The 16,908-nt window shown below is 67.5% G+C and carries 16 protein-coding genes and 1 tRNA gene; 13 read left to right on the top strand and 4 right to left on the bottom strand.

The features are described 5' to 3' along the window. Positions 1-4 precede the first annotated feature (4 nt). From mug to WA670_RS03250, 4 genes are all read left to right on the top strand, one after another. Positions 5-583 (top strand): G/U mismatch-specific DNA glycosylase, encoded by a 579-nt coding sequence (mug, locus tag WA670_RS03265; RefSeq protein ID WP_336156886.1) that lies wholly within the window; start codon positions 5-7, stop codon positions 581-583. A 246-nt stretch (positions 584-829) separates the two neighbouring features. Continuing rightward, the gene (locus WA670_RS03260) at positions 830-1,618 is read left to right on the top strand and encodes a response regulator transcription factor (protein WP_051728643.1); all 789 of its coding nucleotides are present in this window, start codon (positions 830-832) and stop codon (positions 1,616-1,618) included. Between the two features lie 159 nt (positions 1,619-1,777). Beyond that, positions 1,778-3,622 (top strand): acyl-CoA dehydrogenase, encoded by a 1,845-nt coding sequence (locus WA670_RS03255; protein WP_037808947.1) that lies wholly within the window; start codon positions 1,778-1,780, stop codon positions 3,620-3,622. Positions 3,623-3,779: 157 nt separating this feature from the next. Further along, entirely contained in the window at positions 3,780-4,055 is a 276-nt protein-coding gene (locus tag WA670_RS03250; protein ID WP_043831620.1) for a GlsB/YeaQ/YmgE family stress response membrane protein, read from the top strand. Position 4,056: 1 nt separating this feature from the next. Here the strand turns inward: WA670_RS03250 and WA670_RS03245 are convergent, their stop codons facing one another. Both WA670_RS03245 and WA670_RS03240 read right to left on the bottom strand, forming a co-directional pair. Next, on the bottom strand, positions 4,057-4,587 hold the full coding sequence (locus WA670_RS03245) for a GNAT family N-acetyltransferase (RefSeq protein ID WP_336156885.1): 531 nt from the start codon (positions 4,585-4,587) through the stop codon (positions 4,057-4,059). Between the two features lie 12 nt (positions 4,588-4,599). Next, positions 4,600-4,977 carry a nitroreductase family deazaflavin-dependent oxidoreductase gene (locus tag WA670_RS03240; protein ID WP_037808940.1) on the bottom strand — a complete coding sequence of 126 codons (378 nt, stop codon included), beginning with the start codon at positions 4,975-4,977 and terminating at the stop codon, positions 4,600-4,602. Positions 4,978-5,091: 114 nt separating this feature from the next. Between WA670_RS03240 and WA670_RS03235 the strand changes: the two genes are divergently transcribed. The 5 genes from WA670_RS03235 to WA670_RS03215 all read left to right on the top strand — a co-directional run bounded on the left by WA670_RS03235 (position 5,092) and on the right by WA670_RS03215 (position 8,796). Beyond that, positions 5,092-5,760 carry a hypothetical protein gene (locus WA670_RS03235; RefSeq protein WP_199817328.1) on the top strand — a complete coding sequence of 223 codons (669 nt, stop codon included), beginning with the start codon at positions 5,092-5,094 and terminating at the stop codon, positions 5,758-5,760. A gap of 2 nt (positions 5,761-5,762) precedes the next feature. Beyond that, a complete protein-coding gene (locus WA670_RS03230) occupies positions 5,763-6,413 on the top strand; it encodes a hypothetical protein (protein WP_037808938.1) in 651 nt (216 codons plus the stop codon). 128 nt (positions 6,414-6,541) lie between these two features. Continuing rightward, positions 6,542-7,924, top strand: coding sequence for an amino acid permease (locus WA670_RS03225; protein WP_336156884.1), 1,383 nt, complete (start codon positions 6,542-6,544; stop codon positions 7,922-7,924). A gap of 207 nt (positions 7,925-8,131) precedes the next feature. Continuing rightward, positions 8,132-8,386 carry a hypothetical protein gene (locus WA670_RS03220; protein ID WP_078870279.1) on the top strand — a complete coding sequence of 85 codons (255 nt, stop codon included), beginning with the start codon at positions 8,132-8,134 and terminating at the stop codon, positions 8,384-8,386. Then, positions 8,383-8,796: a type II toxin-antitoxin system VapC family toxin gene (locus WA670_RS03215; RefSeq protein ID WP_037808933.1), complete on the top strand. Its 414-nt coding sequence runs from the start codon at positions 8,383-8,385 to the stop codon at positions 8,794-8,796. Before WA670_RS03220 ends, WA670_RS03215 begins: the two co-directional genes overlap by 4 nt. Positions 8,797-9,130: 334 nt before the next feature. On the opposite strand, the gene WA670_RS03210 is transcribed toward WA670_RS03215, so the two are convergent. After that, positions 9,131-9,201 (bottom strand) — tRNA-Gly (locus tag WA670_RS03210). 115 nt (positions 9,202-9,316) lie between these two features. On the opposite strand from WA670_RS03210, the gene WA670_RS03205 reads away from it, so the two are divergent. Together WA670_RS03205 and dcd are read left to right on the top strand one after the other, a co-directional pair. After that, positions 9,317-10,525 carry an oxygenase MpaB family protein gene (locus WA670_RS03205; protein WP_336156883.1) on the top strand — a complete coding sequence of 403 codons (1,209 nt, stop codon included), beginning with the start codon at positions 9,317-9,319 and terminating at the stop codon, positions 10,523-10,525. Then, positions 10,512-11,093, top strand: a complete 582-nt coding sequence (dcd, locus tag WA670_RS03200) for a dCTP deaminase (protein ID WP_037354328.1) — start codon at positions 10,512-10,514, stop codon at positions 11,091-11,093. The genes WA670_RS03205 and dcd overlap by 14 nt, the downstream gene beginning before the upstream one ends. Here the strand turns inward: dcd and WA670_RS03195 are convergent. Next, the gene (locus tag WA670_RS03195) at positions 11,090-12,286 is read right to left on the bottom strand and encodes an FAD-dependent oxidoreductase (protein WP_336156882.1); all 1,197 of its coding nucleotides are present in this window, start codon (positions 12,284-12,286) and stop codon (positions 11,090-11,092) included. The genes dcd and WA670_RS03195 overlap by 4 nt on opposite strands. Before the next feature lie 71 nt (positions 12,287-12,357). Here WA670_RS03195 and WA670_RS03190 point away from each other — a divergent pair, with 71 nt between their 5' ends. Continuing rightward, positions 12,358-12,828 (top strand): MarR family winged helix-turn-helix transcriptional regulator, encoded by a 471-nt coding sequence (locus WA670_RS03190; protein ID WP_043831607.1) that lies wholly within the window; start codon positions 12,358-12,360, stop codon positions 12,826-12,828. Positions 12,829-12,891: 63 nt separating this feature from the next. Further along, a complete protein-coding gene (locus tag WA670_RS03185; RefSeq protein WP_336156881.1) occupies positions 12,892-16,878 on the top strand; it encodes a DUF7507 domain-containing protein in 3,987 nt (1,328 codons plus the stop codon). Positions 16,879-16,908: the final 30 nt, after the last annotated feature.

The following is a 16,908-nucleotide window of genomic DNA, read 5'->3' as shown; positions in this document are numbered from 1 at the left end:
ACCCATGCCCGCCAAACCCACCAAGGCCGAACAAGCCGCCGCGCAAGGGGCCACCATCCCGGACGTCCTGGCTCCGAACCTGAACGTGCTGTTCTGCGGCATCAACCCCGGCCTCTACTCCGGCGCGCTCGGCCTGCACTTCGCCCGTCCCGGCAACCGCTTCTGGCCCGCGCTGCACGCCAGCGGGTTCACCCCGCGCCTGCTGGACCCGCGCGAGCAGGACGAACTTCTCGACCTCGGCCTCGGCATCACCAACGTCGTGGCCCGCACCACCGCCCGCGCCGACGAGCTGACCGACGACGAACTCCGCGAGGGCGGCCAGATCCTGACCGAGAAGGTCGAGAAGTACCGTCCGCGCTGGCTGGCAGTGGTGGGAATCACCGCCTACCGCGTCGCGTTCGGCGATCGGCGGGCCGCGGTCGGGCCGCAGGATCGGACAATCGGGACAACTCGGGTGTGGTTGCTGCCCAATCCGAGCGGTCTGAACGCCCATTGGACCCCGAAAACGCTCGCCGAGGAGTTCGGTCGGCTGCGCGCACAGGCGGTCATCGGAGATTCACCCGAGCAGGTAAACCCTCAGTAGAGCTAACCCAGTCGGGCGGACCCGCGCTGCGCCGTTCCCCCGCATTTCCCGGCCGATTTTCTACTCAGAGTTTGCCGCGACCAGCCGTTACGGCCATGAGGGGGAAACCGCGTCACAAGCTGCTCTCGGCGGAGTCGAACCAGGGACAAGGTGTCGTTCCCGGCCGGTTCCGGCAGGGGGGACCGGCGGGCACGCCGAGGGGGCGTGCCGGTCACCGGGAGCGACCGAGATGGACGGAGGCCCGAGATGCGTGGCATCGAGCCCCACCGAACGCCCATGTCGGCCGGTCAGCCAGCCGGCGGTCGAAGCCTGGGAGTCGCGGTCGTCGACCCGATCCCGATTTTCCGCGAGGGCATCGCGGCGATGGTGCACCGCACGCTGGGCCTGCACTGGTCCGGCCAGGCGGCGAGCCACCACGCGGCGATGCAGTTGTGCGAGCAGGTCCGCCCGGACGTCGTGATCCTCGACTCCGCGCTGGACCCCAACTGCCATCTCGCGAAGCTGCTCAACGCGGGCGACCCGGCACTCGTGCTGGTCACCCTCGTGCGCGACACGAACCGCACCCAGCAGTACCTCGCCGCCGCCATCGGGGCGGGCGCGCACGCCATCGTTCCGCGTGCGGTCGATTCCCGGCGGCTCGCCGAGGCGGTCCGGCGCGCGCACCACGACCGGCGCTACATCGACCCGGCGCTGTCCGCGCTCACCGCGCGGCCCAAACGCGAGCCGTCGCCAAGAGCCGCTCCGGTCGACGGGCACCTCGTGCAGCCCAAGGGCGCCATGCCGCTGTCCCGACGCGAGTACCAGGTTTTGCAGCTCGTCGCCGAAGGGCTGGAGAACTCGGGGATCGCGAAGCTGCTCTTCCTGTCCGTGGAAACCGTGCGGACCCACGTGAAGAGCATTCTGCGCAAGCTCTCCGCCCGCGACCGGACACACGCGGTGACCATCGCGTTCCGCAGCGGCATCCTGGTCCCCCAGCTCGACGACAGCGCCGGGCCGCCGGCCGTGCAGGAGGCCGTGGCGCGCGGCACGCGGTGAGCCCGGCCCCCTGGTCGACCCGTCATTCCGAGCGAATATCCACCCCCTGGAAGGGCGGATTCGCTTGCTCTGGTTACTGGTAGGTAATATCCTGATGTTACCGGCGAGTAAGGGAGCCAGTGCCCGGCCGGAAAGCCGAACACGACACGGAGTGACGACATGGGCCACTACAAGAGCAACGTCCGAGACCTGGAGTTCAACCTCTTCGAGGTACTCGGCGTGCAGGAACGGCTCGGGAAGGGCGTGCTCGCCGAATCGGACGAGGAGACCGCCCGCGGCGTGCTGTCGGAGCTGAACAACCTCGCCACCGGCCCGCTCGCCGAGTCCTACGCCGACGCGGACCGCAACCCGCCGGTGTACGACCCCAAGACGTTCAGCGTGACGATCCCCGACTCGTTCAAGAAGAGCTACAAGGCGCTCGTCGACGGCGAATGGTGGCGGCTCGGCCTCACCAACGAGCTGGGCGGCTTCGGCCTGCCCCCGACGGTGCAGTGGGCCGCGGCCGAGCTGATCCTCGGCGCGAACGCCCCGCTGTTCATGTACCTGGCGGGTCCGAACTTCGCCATGATCGTGGACAAGAACGGCACCGAAGAGCAGAAGCACTGGGCTCAGCTGATGATCGACCGCGGCTGGGGAGCCACCATGGTGCTCACCGAGCCGGACGCCGGTTCGGACGTCGGCGCCGGCCGCACCAAGGCGGTCAAGCAGGAGGACGGCTCCTGGCACATCGACGGCGTGAAGCGGTTCATCACCTCGGCCGAGAACGACATGGTCGAGAACATCATGCACCTGGTGCTGGCCCGTCCCGAGGGTCCCGGCATCGAGACCAAGCCGGGCACCAAGGGCCTGTCGCTGTTCCTGGTCCCGAAGTTCCACTTCGACACAGAAAGCGGCGAGCTCGGTGCCCGTAATGGCGCCTTCGTCACCAACATCGAGCACAAGATGGGCATCAAGGTGTCCACCACGTGCGAGCTGACCTTCGGCCAGCACGGCACCCCGGCCAAGGGCTGGCTGCTCGGTGAGGTGCACGACGGCATCGCGCAGATGTTCCAGGTCATCGAGTACGCCCGGATGATGGTCGGCACCAAGGCGATCGCCACGCTGTCCACCGGTTACCTGAACGCGCTCGAGTACGCCAAGGAGCGCGTGCAGGGCGCTGACCTGCCGAACATGCTGAACAAGGCCGCGCCGCGGGTCACGATCACGCACCACCCCGACGTGCGCCGTTCGCTGATGCTGCAGAAGGCGTACGCCGAGGGCCTGCGCGCGATCTACCTGTACACCGCGTCGTTCCAGGACCAGCTGTGGACCGGCGAGGGTGACGAGGCCGCGCTGAAGCTCGCGCACGGCGTCAACGACCTGCTGCTGCCGATCGTCAAGGGCGTCGGCTCCGAGCGCGCCACCGAGCAGCTCGTGCAGTCGCTGCAGACCCTTGGCGGTTCCGGCTTCCTGCAGGACTACCCGATCGAGCAGTACATCCGCGACGCGAAGATCGACTCGCTGTACGAGGGCACCACGGCGATCCAGTCGCTGGACTTCTTCTTCCGCAAGATCGTCCGCGACAAGGGCCAGGCGCTCGCGTTCGTCGCGGGCGAGATCACCAAGTTCATTGAGTCCGAGGCGGGCAACGGCCGGCTCAAGAACGAGCGCGCGCTGCTCAAGCAGGCGCTCGAGGACACCCAGGGCATGCTGGGCTCGCTGATCGGCTACCTGACCTCGTCGCAGGAAGACCCGCAGAACATCAACAAGGTCGGCCAGCACACCGTGCGGCTGCTGATGTCGGTCGGCGACCTGCTGGTCGGCTGGAAGCTGCTGCAGGGTGCCGAGGTCGCGCTGGCGAAGCTCGACAACGGCGCGTCGGCCAAGGACAAGCCGTTCTACGAGGGCAAGCTGGCGGTGGCGTCGTTCTTCGCGAAGAGCGTGCTGCCGGAGCTGACCTCGCGCCGCGCCATCGTGGAGGCCGCGGACAACGCGCTCATGGAGATCGACGAAGCCGCGTTCTGATCGCACTGGCTGGAAAAATGCCCCGCTCCGCACCCGGACCGGGGCATTTTTCGTGCTTCCGGTGGCGGTGGCCCCATGCGGGCGGTAAGCCGGGTTTGAACCCACGGGTTCCGGGCTAAACCGGTCGGGCCCGGTCCTCTCGGCAAAGGAGTTCGGCATGGCGGTTTCCGGCATCATCAGCGCGGTCGTGATCGGCCTGATCCTCGGCCTGCTCGGCAAGCTGGTCGCACCTGGAAAGCAAGCGATCCCGATCTGGCTGACGATCATCGTCGGCATCGTGGCCGCGTTCGTCGGCACCGCGATCGCGCGCGGCATCGGCTACGCGGACACCAAGGGCATCGACTGGCTGGAAATCATCACCCAGGTCGTGCTCGCCGCGATCGGCGTGACGCTCGCCGCGAGCCTGTGGGGCAAGCGGCAGGTCAAGAGCTAGCTCAGTCGTTCAGCTCCGGCTCGAGCAGGCTCATCAGATACATGTCGTGGTACTGGCCGTCGGGCCCGCGATGGCATTCGCGGTGCCTGCCGTCCTCCACGAACCCGACCTTGCGGTAGACGTGCCGGGCGCGCTCGTTCTCGGCGACGACCCAGAGCGCGATCAGGTGCAGCCGCATCACGTTGAACCCGTAGCGGCACATGAGTTTCAACGCCTCGGTGCCGTACCCGCCGTCCCAGTGGTCGGTCTCGCCGATGTAGATGTCCAGCTCGGCGCGGCCGACCTCTGGGCTGGCGTCGCGCAGGTCGACGACGCCGATCAGCTTGCCCGACTCGATCGATTCGATGCCGAGCACGACGTTCTCGTACGTGTTCACCGGGCGGTCCTCGCCCCGTTTGCGCAACTGCGCGAGGGAACGCGGGTAATCGGCGGTCATGTACCGGCCGATCTCGGGGTCGTGGATCCAGCGGTAGATCGATTCGGCGTCCGAAGGTTCGATCGCCCGCAGCCGGACCAGCTTCCCCGTGAGCATCCGCGCTCCCCCTCATTCTCGTTTCAGCACAAGGAAATCCGTGACGCCGACCAGTCCGAGGAACTGCCGCACCCCGGGCGGCATCGGCCGGCGCGATTCATCATGCACGAGTTCCGGATCGCGCACGCGGTATTTACGGCCGCGCGTGATCAGCTCCGCCTCGCCCGCGGCGCGGACGTTGCGGACCCAGTCCGCGTCCGGTCCGTAGGTGAGCGCGACGACGAATCCGTCGTCGGTGCGGAAGACGTTGAGCGGGGTGCGGAATTCGCGGCCGGACTTGCGGCCGCGGTGCACGATCACCCCGAATCCGGGCAGTTTGTCGGCGAAGGGTTTCGTGACCCGGTTGGTGACCACGCGGTTGAACCGGGCGAGACGTTCGGGCAGCACCATGCCGCTGAGCTTAATCCAACGTGCGTGGAATTTCCTGCCGGAGACGCGCTGTGCACCTGAGCGGGCGGGTCTGGTGGGATGGGCGCGCACGTGGACACGAGGTGGGGAGCGGGTATGTCCGAGGACTGGCCGATGGGGCAGGAACCGCACGCGGCGGTGCTCGTCGCGCGCGGGCTGATCGAGCATCCGGAGCAGCTCGATCACGTGCTGCTCGACGACGAGGAAGGCTGGTTCGTCAGCGACGGCACGGAGTTCGGCGAGGATCCGGAGCTGGACGAGGAACAGTTCGCCACGATGTGCCTGCACGACGTCGTGGAGCTGCTGCCGCAGCTGTCGGCGCTGGGAAAGCTGCCCGCCGGGATGGGCGCGGAGTGGGACGCCGGCAACGCGTCCTGGGTGCTGATTTCGCCGCTCGTGCCGAGCGATGACGACGAGGCCCGCGCGTACCGGGAGGCGCGCGCCGCCGCTTGGCCGCACGCCGGGTCGCCGATGGACGAGGTGAACCTCAGCCTGGGGTTGATGGAGATCAGCACCGCGCCGGACGCACCCGCGCGCGGCGTGCGGTACGTCAGCCGGGAAGAAGACGGCACGTGGATGTTCGTCGGCTTCGAGGTGCCGGATCCCGACGAGCAGACCGAGGTCGAGGTTGACACCCTGGAGCTCGGGCACGTGGCGCAGCTGTACCCGGAGGTGGTCGAACTGCTGGACGCGGAACCGGGCGAGGTGTTCTTCCGCGAGGCTCCGGATGCCGAGTGGCTGCACGTAATCGACGACGGGGAGTGAGCATGTCCGAGCAATGGCCGCTGCGACAGGACCCGGAATCCCCGGTGATCATCGCGCACGACCTGGTGGATCACCCGGAGAACCTGGCCTTTGTCGTCCTGGACGATGACGATGACTGGTTCATCAGCGACGGCGCCGAGTTCGAAGAGGACATGGAGGTCAACCGCCAGCTGTTCGGCGCGACGGCCCTGCGCGCGGCGGTGACCTTGTTGCCGCACCTGGTCGCGCTGGCCGACGTGCCGCCCGGGATGGCCGCGGACTGGGACCCGGACCGCCGCACCTGGCTGCTCAGCTCGGTGTCGGACTCTGACGACGTGGACGAGGATCTCGTGCACCAGGAGGCCCGGATCGCCGCCTGGACGCACCCTGGTTCGCCGCTGGAAGAAGTCCAGCTGAGCACCGGGTTGACCGAAATCGGCACGACCGCCGACGCGCCGGCGCGGGCAGTCCGCCAGGTCGTGCGCGAGCAGGACGGCACGTGGCTGTTCGTCGGCTTCGAGGTCCCCGAAGCGGAGGATTTCGAGGTGGAGGGCCTGGAACTGGAACACGTCGTGCAGTTGTACCCGGACGTCGTGCCGGCCTTGCTCGCCGCGCCGGGCCAGGTGTTCGACCGCGCGGAGCCGGGCGCGCCGTGGGAATTGGTGGAAGGCTGACGTCCTTTGTGGACTGTCTGAAATCGCAGACGCTTTCCGGGAGTCGTTGGTTGGGCGGTCCGGGCCGGATCAGTTCTACTGTGCCGACCCGCTCGCACGCGGGCCACTGATTTCGGGAGGTTCCGTCGATGACGACGAAGTCCGGGGACGGGTTGAGCCGCCGGTTGAACGGCAGGCACATCCGGTTCATCGCCCTAGGTTCGGCGATCGGCACCGGATTGTTCTACGGCTCCTCGGACACGATCGCCAAGGCCGGACCGTCGGTGCTGCTCGCGTACCTCATTGGCGGCGCGGCGATTTTCTTCGTGCTGCGCGCTTTGGGCGAAATGGCCGTCAACGATCCCGCGCCCGGTTCTTTCGGCGAATACGCACGGAAGCATCTGGGTCCCTTGGCTGGTTTCCTGACCGGCTGGACGTACGCGTTCGAGATGGTGATCGTCTGCGTCGCCGATGTCACAGCTTTGGCTGTGTACATGGGATTCTGGTTCCCTGATGTGCCACGGTGGATCTGGGTGGTGCTGACGATCCTGGTCATCGCCGCCGCGAACCTGGTGAGCGTACGGGTTTACGGTGAACTGGAGTTTTGGTTCACGCTGGTCAAGGTAGTCGCCATCGTCGCGATGATCCTCGGCGGCGCGGCAATCCTGATCTTCGGCCTGGGTTCCAGTTCGGGCAGCGTAACCAACCTCTGGTCCCACGGCGGCTGGTTTCCCAATGGGGTAAGCGGTTTCATTGCTTCGTTCGCCTTGGTGATGTTCGCCTTCGGCGGCACGGAGATTTTGGGCCTCACCGCCGCCGAATCCGAAGACCCGCGCACCGCCATGCCGAAAGCGGTCAATACGGTCCCCGTCCGGGTTTTGCTTTTCTACGTGGCGACCCTGGCGATCATCATGATGCTGAACCCGTGGAACACGATCAGCACTTCGGGAAGCCCCTTCGTCCAAATCTTCGCCGGTCTGGGATTGCACTCCGCCGCAACGGTTTTGAACATCGTCGTGGTGACCGCGGCGTTGTCCGCGATCAACAGCGACATCTTCGGTGCCGGCCGGATGATCTATGGCCTGGCTCGACGCGGCCAAGCCCCCGCTGTGATGGCCCGGGTTACGCGTAATGGCATCCCGTGGATGACCGTCCTGGTCGTTGCTGCTGCGCTGAGTTTGGCTGTTGTCTTGAACTATCTGTTGCCGGACAGTGCTTTCCTGCTGATCGCTTCGGTGGGCACCTTTGCGACGGTGTGGGTTTGGTTCATGATCCTGCTGACGCATTACCGCTCGCGACGCCGCTCGTCTGCCGCTGATCTGGAGTTCCCGGTGCCGTTTTGGCCGGTGGGCCAGGTTTTGACGATGGTGTTCATGGTGTTCATCTTCGTGGTGATGGCGTTCGCCGAAGACACTCGACTGGCGCTGCTGGTAGGAGTGGTGTGGCTGGCGGTGCTGTGCGGGTTGTTTTGGTTCCACCGCAGGGCAACGCCGTTGGAGCCGAAGGAAGACGCGATGTCCGAGGCTGGATAACGCGAGCACCGTCAAGTCGGGCGGTGGTGTCGTAACCAACCAGTAGGGCAACGCTTACGGGGTCCTGACCGTGATCCTCGCCCTGACCTCCGACCTGGGGCCCAGCCTCTTCCGGTCGATGCGTAGAGCTGCTCAAGTGCACCCGCAGTAGCGATTGCGTACTTCGCGTTCGTCGGAATTGTGTGTGGTTGCAGCTAGGATGGTGGCATGGCGACTAGCGAAGCCCCTGATCCGGGCGCTCCTCGTGAAGAGGCTCGACGCCTCCTCGAGGCGGTTCCCGACGAACGGGTATCCGCTGCGTTGGCGGCGCTTCGGCAACTGGCGGAGGTGCCACCAGACGCTGAACCGCCACGTCGTCGGTTTCGCACCGTAGGCGTGTTCGAAGGTGAACACGACCTCGGCCGGCGCGCCAAGGAAGTGGCCCGTCGAGAACTTGGCAGCGGATCGGGCAAATCGGCGTGATCCTGGTCGACACTGGAGTCGTGGTCGCCATGGGCAACCGGCGCGATGACGACCACGAACGCTGTACCGAACTCCTGGCTTCGACTCTAGAGCCACTGATCTTGCCGGAGCCGCTGCTTGTGGAAATTGGCTACATGCTTGGCTCGCGTGCCGGCGCTTCAGCGGAAGCCGATTTTCTTCGCGACGTCGCTGACGGACTCTACACCGTCGAGTCCATGATGCTCGCCGATATCGCGCGGGCGGCCGACCTTGTGGAGAAGTACGCGGATCTCCCGTTGGGAACCGCCGATGCGTGCGTCATCGCACTGGCTGAGCGGCTCGGCATTACGCGGGTGGCAACCCTTGATACGCGTCATTTCTCGGTTGTCAAGCCAAGGCATATTTCGTCGTTCACCCTATTGCCTTCCTAGTGTCTTCGGCAGAGACAGGAAGGCCGCAGCGAAGACTGTGTCGGATAAGTCGTTCCGCCCCGTAGATCACCTCTTGAGAGGCTGCTCGTCTCAGATCGCGACTCCGACCCAGAGCAGGCTCGGCTCCGTGCAGATGCGCCACACGCCCGACTTTGATGAGGGCGAATGAGCGATACGAGTTGCGGCGCGGACGGTCTCCTCCGGATCGTTAGCGGAGGACTGCCTCGCTTGGTCGACGCTAGTCCGCGGGCTCGCACGCGAGAAGTGAAGAGCGCAGATAAAGAAAGCCCCAGGTCTAAAGTGGACAACCACTGACCTGGGGCTTCTCTATGAGAGCGGATGACGGGAATCGAACCCGCGTATTCAGCTTGGGAAGCTGATGTTCTACCATTGAACTACATCCGCAGTGCTCCGCCAGCATACACAACCACGGCACCCCCATGTCCAGCGGGGCTACGCCTTGACGCTCCCCCGCCAAAGTGACAACACTTGTTGTCGACCCACGGTGCGGAGGTGCGCGATGGACGACCCCGAGATGTCTCCTGAGATGTTCCGGCAGGGCGGGTTCCGGCTGGCCGCCCGGAGCCGGGGTGCCACCGCCGACGAAGCGCAGCTCAAGCGGCTTCGCACCTTCGCGCAGCAGGAAGACGCCCTGGCCGACGCCGTCGTCGAGTGGCTGCACCGGGAGCCCCACCAGCAAAGCCGCGTCGACCAGGCGTTGGCGGGGGAACAGGTTCACCCGGAGCTGAAAGACTTCATCGACCAGGTCGAGGCCACCCCGTACTGGGTCGACCAGCAAAGGCTCGTCCGCGGCGCGAAGGCCATCACCCGCGCCGGGCTGCTCGGGCTTTTCCCGCTTGGCGACATGTCGCTCATGGGCGGCTACCTGGCCTCACGCGCGACGAAATCCCTGGTCGGGACCGGGGAAATCGAGCATCGGGCACCGCGGCGGCTGGTGGAGACCGCGGCGTGGTGGATTGACGTCACCACGCCGGGCGCGCTCCAAAAGCACCGCACGGGGTATCAGGCCGCGCTCAAGATCCGGCTGGTGCACGCGCACGTCCGGCGCGCGATGAACAACCGGCCGGATTGGGATTACGACCGGTGGGACCGGCCGGTCAATCAGGTCCAGACCGCGGGCACGCTCCTGCTCTTCTCGCTCGTCTACGTCTTCGGCACCCAGCTGCTCGGCCTCCGCTACACCGCCCGCGAGAAGGCCGACATCCTGCATCTTTGGCGCTACGTCGGCTGGCTGATGGGCGTCGCCGACGAGCTGCTGCCCGCCGATGAAGACGACGCCTGGCGGTTGCTCTGGATGCTCGCCGCCACCGAGTTCATTCCCGACGACGACTCCGTCCGGCTCGCCCGCGCCCTCGTCGACACGCACGCGGCGATCGGCGAGGGGCGCGGGGCGGCCGGGAAGGTGCTCGCGCAGGTAAACGTCGGCGTGCATTCCGCGATCAGCCGGCTCGTGCTCGGGCGGGACAACGCCGACTTTCTCGGGCTGCCGGACAACCCGGTCGCGCAGGCCGCGGTGCTCGCCGCCGCAGGGGTGAATTACGCGGCGGAGACCGTGCGGCAGCTGGTGCCCGGTGCGACTGCGCTGCAGGAAGCGCTCGGCGCGTTCGGGCGGCGGCGGTACCTCAGGCGGATGGACGCGGTGTTCGGACGGAGGGGTGCCCCGGCCGCGCCTGCCCGCCCGATAGGCTGCATCCGTGCTGCTCAGTGACCGTGACCTCCGCAAAGAGCTCGACGCCGACCGCCTCGGCATCGACCCCTTCGACCCTGCCATGGTCCAGCCGTCCAGCATCGACGTCCGGCTCGACCGGTACTTCCGGGTCTTCGACAACAGCAAGTACACCCACATCGACCCGCAGCTGCAGCAGGACGAGCTGACCTCGCTGGTCGAAAAAGAGGGCGACGAGCCGTTCGTGCTGCACCCCGGCGAGTTCGTGCTCGGGTCCACGTTCGAGCAGGTCCGGCTCGCCGACGACCTCGCCGGACGGCTCGAGGGCAAATCCTCCCTCGGCCGCCTCGGGCTGCTCACCCACTCCACCGCGGGCTTCATCGACCCCGGCTTCTCCGGGCACATCACGCTCGAGCTGTCGAACGTCGCGAACCTGCCGATCACGCTGTGGCCCGGGATGAAAATCGGCCAGCTGTGCATTTTCCGGCTGTCCAGCTCGGCGGAATTCCCGTACGGCTCCAGCGAGGCCGGCTCCCGCTACCAGGGGCAGCGCGGGCCGACGCCGAGCCGCGCGTACAAGAACTTCCACCGCGTCGACACCTGGCGCTAAGCCGCCTTCACCGGGGCGGCCCAGTCGATCCGGTGCTCCCACATGAACCGGTTCGGGTCGTCGGTGGCCGGTTTGCGCATCGCGCGCGTGATGAAGAAGTCCCGGAGCACCCGGCCGATCGGGCCCGGGGCTTTGGCGTCGCCGTTGCGTTTGCCTTGGGCCACAACGGCTTCCACCCGCTCGCGGCGCAGCGTTTCGAAGGTGGTCAACGCGGCCGCCGGGTCGGCGACGTCGCGCAGGCACATCGCGAGCGTCACCGCGTCCTCGATCGCCATCGCCGCACCCTGCCCGGCCGCCGGTGACGTCGCGTGCGCGGCGTCGCCGATGAGGCCGATCCGGCCGCGATGCCACACCGGGACCGTCGGGAAGTCGTACGTCGCCCACGGTTCGTAGATGTTTTCGCTCGCCTCGATGATCGCCGCGGCCGGAGTGCGGTCCGCGCGGACCAGGTCGAGCAGTCGCTTCCGCCAGCCGGGGCCGCGCATCCCGGCGAGGTCGGATTCGGTCGGTTCGCTGGCGTGCGGCACGTTCGCGAACCACCAGACCGCGCCGTCCGGGGCGAGTACGTGCGCGAAGAACGCCTTGCGGCCGAACACCATGTGCATGATGCCGGGCTCGTCGTCGAGGTCGAGGCCGCGGGCGAAACCGCCGGTGTTGAGCAGCGGCACGTACCGCGGCGACGGGGCGGAGGGATCCAGGATCCGGCGGACTGTCGACCGCAGCCCGTCCGCGCCGATCAGCAGGTCGCCGTGGGTTTTCGTGCCGTCGGCGAAGACCGCGGCGACGCCGTCCGCCGACTGTTCGGCGTCGGTGAGCCGCTTGCCGAACTCCGTGCGCACGCCGCGTCTGACCGCTTCGTCGCGCAGCGCCACGTAGAGATCGGAGCGCAGGACGGTCTGGCTCACCGTGCCGTCCGGCAGCGGCCCGCCGAGCGGGAACTCGCTGAGCCGGCGGCCGTTGCCGAGCCCGAGGGTCATCCGCGGCGTGTCGAAACCCAGGTCTTTGACCAGCGGTTTCAGCCCTAATGGCGTCAGCGCGTCGAGGCCGTTCACGGCGAGCGTCAGGAACGCGCCGACCCCTTCCGCGCTGCGGTCATACGCCTCGTACAGGACCGGTTCGTGCCCCACCTCGTGCAGCGCGATCGCGGTGATCGCCCCCGCGATGCCCCCGCCCGCGATCAAGATCCGTGCCATGATTCGCCCCTTCGAATATCTTGGAAAGTAATTCGTTCTATCGAACTAAAGAGTCCGCTAGACTCCGGGACATGTCAAGCGAACGCGAGGATCTGGTCGCTGAGCTGCTGCTTCGTGCCCGGGTGCTGTCGACCGAGACGGTCATGTTCCACACCGCGCTCGCCGAGCAGAACGGCCTTTCGCCGGTCGAGAGCAAGGTGACCGACTACCTCGCCCGGCTCGGTCCGCTCACGCCGAAGGAGCTGGCCGAGTACGCCGGACTCGCGCCCGCGTCGGTCACCGCGCTGGTCGACCGGCTCGAGCGCAAGGGCGTCGTCAACCGGATGCCGCATCCGGACGACCGGCGGAAAGTCCTCGTCCGGGTCGACCCGGCGAACGTCGAGCGCGTCGCGCCGCTGTGGGACTACATCGTCGCCGCGACGAAGTCGGTCGCGGCCGGCTACTCCGACGAGCAACTCCAAACGGTGATCGGTTTCCTCGATCAGGCGGCGGCGATCACCCACGAGTCAACCGTGCGTCTCACTCATCGCTCAGCGGAGTGAGGTAATCCCACTGCCGGGTAAGAAATCGCCGCGGCGTCACCGGATGGTGGAAAACTTGCCCGCATGGTTTCGGCCGGGAAACGTCTGCTCTTAGTCCTCGGCCTGGTGGCCACTCTGCTGACCCCCGCGGCGTATGCGGCGCCCCGGCCGGCGCAGGAATTGCAGGTCACGGCGGTCGCCGAACCGCATCGGGTACACGCGGGCGACCAGGTGACGTTCACGGTCAGCGTGACGAACCCGGCGTCCGTCCCGGTGTCCGATGTGGACGTCGTGGACGAGCGGAACCCGCAGTGCGGCAAGAAGATCGGCACCCTCGCGCCGGGGGCCAGCGCGCGTTATCAATGCACGTTCGCCGCGCCGGAGAAGGGGTTTGTCGCCACGGTCAAGGTGACTGGGGTGGGCTCCGGCGGGGAGCAGGTGTCGGCTTCGGCGGGCAGCAACGTCGATGTCCTCCGCCCGGCCCTGAAGTTGAGTCAACAGGTCGACAAACCGGCTTACCGCGCCGGCGATCAGGCGACCTTCACGCTCAAGACCATCAACACCGGCGACGTTCCGCTGCACGACGTGACCATCGCCGACCCAGCGGTCCCCTCGTGCGCACGCGCCATCGGAGCCCTTGCGCCGGGCCAATCGGCGGTGGGCACCTGCGCGGCAACCGTGCCGCTGCCGAACGGAGCTCGCGCGGCCGTGAAGGGCATCGACCCGCTCGGCAAGGTCGTCAGCTCGACCGCGGATGCGAAAGTCCCCCTCATCACGCCCGCGATCTCCGTTTCCAAGGAAGCCGTCCCGCCGGTGGTGCACGGCGGGGACCAGGTCGCCTGGAAGATCACCGTGCGCAACACCGGTGACAGCCCGCTCAACCCGGTCGACGTCACCGATGATCTGACTCCGGAGTGCTCGCGGTCCTTCGGCGTACTGACGCCGGGCACCCAGCAGACCTACTCCTGCACCGCGAAACCCGCGCTCACCACCACAAACAACGTTACCGCCACGGGTACGGACGCCACCGGCCGACCGGTCACGGCCAAGTCCTCGGCCACTGTCACGGTGATCCATCCGGCCCTCGCGGTCACCGCTGCCGCCTCCCCCGCGCAGGTGCGCGAAGGGGACCGCGTCACTTTCGCTGTCACCGTGCGCAACGCCGGGGACGTGCCGCTCGACGACGTCGCGGTGGCCGACGACAGCGTGCCCGGTTGTGTCCGCAAGTTCGGCACGTTGGCGCCCAATGCGGTCGAGACGTATAAGTGCGAACAGTTAGCTCCGGCGGACGACGTGACGAATACCGTTGTCGCGACTGGCAAAGACCAGCTCGGAACGACACAGCGCGCGACCGCGGAGGCGCGGATCGATGTGGTTCACCCGACGTTGGAAGCTTCCGTCGCCGCCGCGCCCGCGCAGGTGCGCGAGGGGGACCGTGTCACCTTTACTGTCACGGTAAGCAACGCTGGCGACGCCGAGTTCCACGACGTCACCGTGGCAGACGACCGGGTCGCCGAATGCGCGCGAACCCTCGGAACTGTTGCCGCACAAGGAAAGCAGACTTTCACCTGCACCACGGTCGCCGGAACGCAGGGCTTCACGAACGACCTGACCGTCACCGGCACCGATCCAACCGGCCGTCCGGTCACCGCAAAGGCGAGCGCGTCGTTCACCGTGCAGCATCCGGCAGTCACCTTGACCGCGACTGTCCAAGGTGGACCGTTCCGCGAAAACGACTCCATCGCAATTCATGTCGTCGTGGCGAACACCGGCGACGTGCCGCTCACCGGACTGGCCGTCACGACAATGGCCCGTGCCGATGGCTGCGCACAACAGCACGACACCCTCGCCCCCGGAGCTAACTGGGCGTTCGACTGCACCACTACCGCACCGGGTGCCGACGTGACAGAAGCACTGCAGGTCACCGCGAAACCGCCGGTCGGAACGCCGGTGACGGCGGCGACGGAGGCAGCAATCGACGTGATCCACCCGCTCGTCACGCTCGCGCAGAGCGTGACGCCGACCGTCGTGCGCCCGGGTGGGCCCGCGACGTTCACCCTGACCGTCACAAACGCCGGCGACACCGAACTCCGCGACACCCAGGTCGCTGACCCGAGTGTCCCGGAATGCGCGAAGCGGCTGGGAACCCTTGCCCCGCAGGCAAAGCAGACCTACACCTGCACCCGGCCCGCGACTGACGATCTCACCAGCGACGCGACGGTCACCGGCACCGACCCGTCCGGCCGCCCCGTCACCGCGAACGCGAGCGCACACGTCGACGTCATCCACCCCGCCGTCCAGTTCACCCAAACTGTCGCGCCGACGCAGGTGCGCGAGGGGGACGAAGTCACCTTCACCATCACCGTGCGCAACAGCGGAGACGTGCCACTGGCCAAGGTGTCCATTGTGGACGAAAAGACCCCCGGCTGCACCCGCGACTTCCCCACCCTGGCCGCTGGCGAAGAACAGCACTACACCTGCACCACGAAAGCCGGGCATGACGGTTACTCGAACACCGCGAAGGTGACCGCCGCAGACCCGATCGGCGGCACGGTAACCGCCACCGCTGACGCTGCGTTCACCGTCGTGCACCCGGGATTGTCGTTGACGAAGACCGTCCACGGCGGCCCCTTCCGCGCCGGTGACCCGGTCACCTTCACCATCACCGCGACCAACACCGGCGACGCCCCGCTGACCGCCGTCAAGGTCACCGACCAGGGCCCGTGCGCGAAAGCCCTCGACACCCTCGCCCCGAAAGCGAACAAAACCTACGACTGCACCATCCCCGCCCCCGCTGACGACGCGGTCAGCACCGCGCACATCACCGGCACCCCGCCGGTCGGCCCGCCGCTCACCGCGTCCGCCGACGCGCACATCGACGTGATCCATCCCGCGCTCACCGTGCTGACCTCGGCGAACCCGACCGTCGCGCGGGTCGGCGACGCTCTCACCGTGACGGTCGCCGTCACCAACACCGGCGACGTCCCGCTCACCGCGGTGACCAGCACTGATCCCGCGTGTCCGAAGAAGTTCGACCGCCTCGAACCCGGTGCCGCGCAGAGCTACCAGTGCACGGTGAAGGCCAAACCGGACGACTTCGCCGTCCTCGCCACCCTCTCCGGAACCGACCCCACGAACCGCCCGGTCACCGCGTCCGGCTCGGCGAAGATCGACGTCATCCACCCGGAACTCGCGATCATGAAGGACGCCCAGCCGTACGAGGTGCGCCAGGGCGACAAGGTCACGTTCTCGCTGCTGGTCCGCAACGTCGGCGACGTTCCGCTGACCGCGGTGTCCGTTGTGGACGATCGCACCCCGGCCTGCGCGCACCAGATCCCGAGCCTGGCCCCGGACGCGCAGATCGAGTACCAGTGCTCGATCACCGCGGGCGCGGCCGGGTTCACGAACACCGCGAAGGTGACCGGCACCGACCCGACGCAGCGAACGGTCAACGCTTCCGCCCAGGCGTCGTTCAAGGTGAAGAAGCCCGCGCTGTCCGTCGCCCAACACGCCCCGGGCAGCGCGTATCGAGCCGACGACGCGGTGCCGTTCGAGGTCGTGGTGACCAACACCGGCGACCAGCCGCTGCACGACGTCCGGGTGGCCGGCGACCCTGCTTGTGCGCACGCCTTCGCCGAACTGGCGGTCGGCGGAACCCAGCGCTACCAGTGCGTGGCACCGGCAAGCGCCGCCCCGCTCACCGCGACCGCGGCCGCCCCGTGGGGCCCGCCGGTGACCGCGACCGGGAAAGCCGACTTCGCGGTGCTTCACCCGGCGTTGGACCTGCGCCGCGATCACCTGGACCAGCCGATCCGGCCGGGTGACCCGGTGACCTACGTGAGCACCCTCCGCAATACCGGCGACGCGCTTTTGCACGACGTGACCGTTCGCGCCGCGGACCCGGCCTGCTCGTTCACTGTCACCCAGCTGGCCCCTGGCGAACAGGTCACCCGCGCCTGCACGCTTTCGGCTCGCGCGGACGTCACCACGACGACCACCGCGACCGCGACCGATCAGACCGGACGCCCGGTGACCAAGGAAGCCACCACGACGACGAAGGTGAGCCCTTGAAGCGGGCAAAAGAAAAGGCAGCGAAGAATA

Origin of the sequence: Amycolatopsis sp. VC5-11 (assembly GCF_037034185.1) — a bacterium.
Taxonomy (GTDB): domain Bacteria; phylum Actinomycetota; class Actinomycetes; order Mycobacteriales; family Pseudonocardiaceae; genus Amycolatopsis; species Amycolatopsis nivea.
Note: the sequence above shows the minus strand (reverse complement) of the source record. Positions and strands in the feature narration are given on the sequence as shown.

Excerpts from the sequence above, each read along its gene's own strand:
- mug (WP_336156886.1), top strand. The coding sequence starts at position 5 with ATGCCCGCCAAACCCACCAAGGCCGAACAAGCCGCCGCGCAAGGGGCC.
- WA670_RS03260 (WP_051728643.1), top strand. The coding sequence starts at position 830 with ATGCGTGGCATCGAGCCCCACCGAACGCCCATGTCGGCCGGTCAGCCA.
- WA670_RS03255 (WP_037808947.1), top strand. The coding sequence starts at position 1,778 with ATGGGCCACTACAAGAGCAACGTCCGAGACCTGGAGTTCAACCTCTTC.
- WA670_RS03250 (WP_043831620.1), top strand. The coding sequence starts at position 3,780 with ATGGCGGTTTCCGGCATCATCAGCGCGGTCGTGATCGGCCTGATCCTC.
- WA670_RS03245 (WP_336156885.1), bottom strand. The coding sequence starts at position 4,587 with ATGCTCACGGGGAAGCTGGTCCGGCTGCGGGCGATCGAACCTTCGGAC.
- WA670_RS03240 (WP_037808940.1), bottom strand. The coding sequence starts at position 4,977 with ATGGTGCTGCCCGAACGTCTCGCCCGGTTCAACCGCGTGGTCACCAAC.
- WA670_RS03235 (WP_199817328.1), top strand. The coding sequence starts at position 5,092 with ATGTCCGAGGACTGGCCGATGGGGCAGGAACCGCACGCGGCGGTGCTC.
- WA670_RS03230 (WP_037808938.1), top strand. The coding sequence starts at position 5,763 with ATGTCCGAGCAATGGCCGCTGCGACAGGACCCGGAATCCCCGGTGATC.
- WA670_RS03225 (WP_336156884.1), top strand. The coding sequence starts at position 6,542 with ATGACGACGAAGTCCGGGGACGGGTTGAGCCGCCGGTTGAACGGCAGG.
- WA670_RS03220 (WP_078870279.1), top strand. The coding sequence starts at position 8,132 with ATGGCGACTAGCGAAGCCCCTGATCCGGGCGCTCCTCGTGAAGAGGCT.
- WA670_RS03205 (WP_336156883.1), top strand. The coding sequence starts at position 9,317 with ATGGACGACCCCGAGATGTCTCCTGAGATGTTCCGGCAGGGCGGGTTC.
- WA670_RS03195 (WP_336156882.1), bottom strand. The coding sequence starts at position 12,286 with ATGGCACGGATCTTGATCGCGGGCGGGGGCATCGCGGGGGCGATCACC.
- WA670_RS03190 (WP_043831607.1), top strand. The coding sequence starts at position 12,358 with ATGTCAAGCGAACGCGAGGATCTGGTCGCTGAGCTGCTGCTTCGTGCC.
- WA670_RS03185 (WP_336156881.1), top strand. The coding sequence starts at position 12,892 with ATGGTTTCGGCCGGGAAACGTCTGCTCTTAGTCCTCGGCCTGGTGGCC.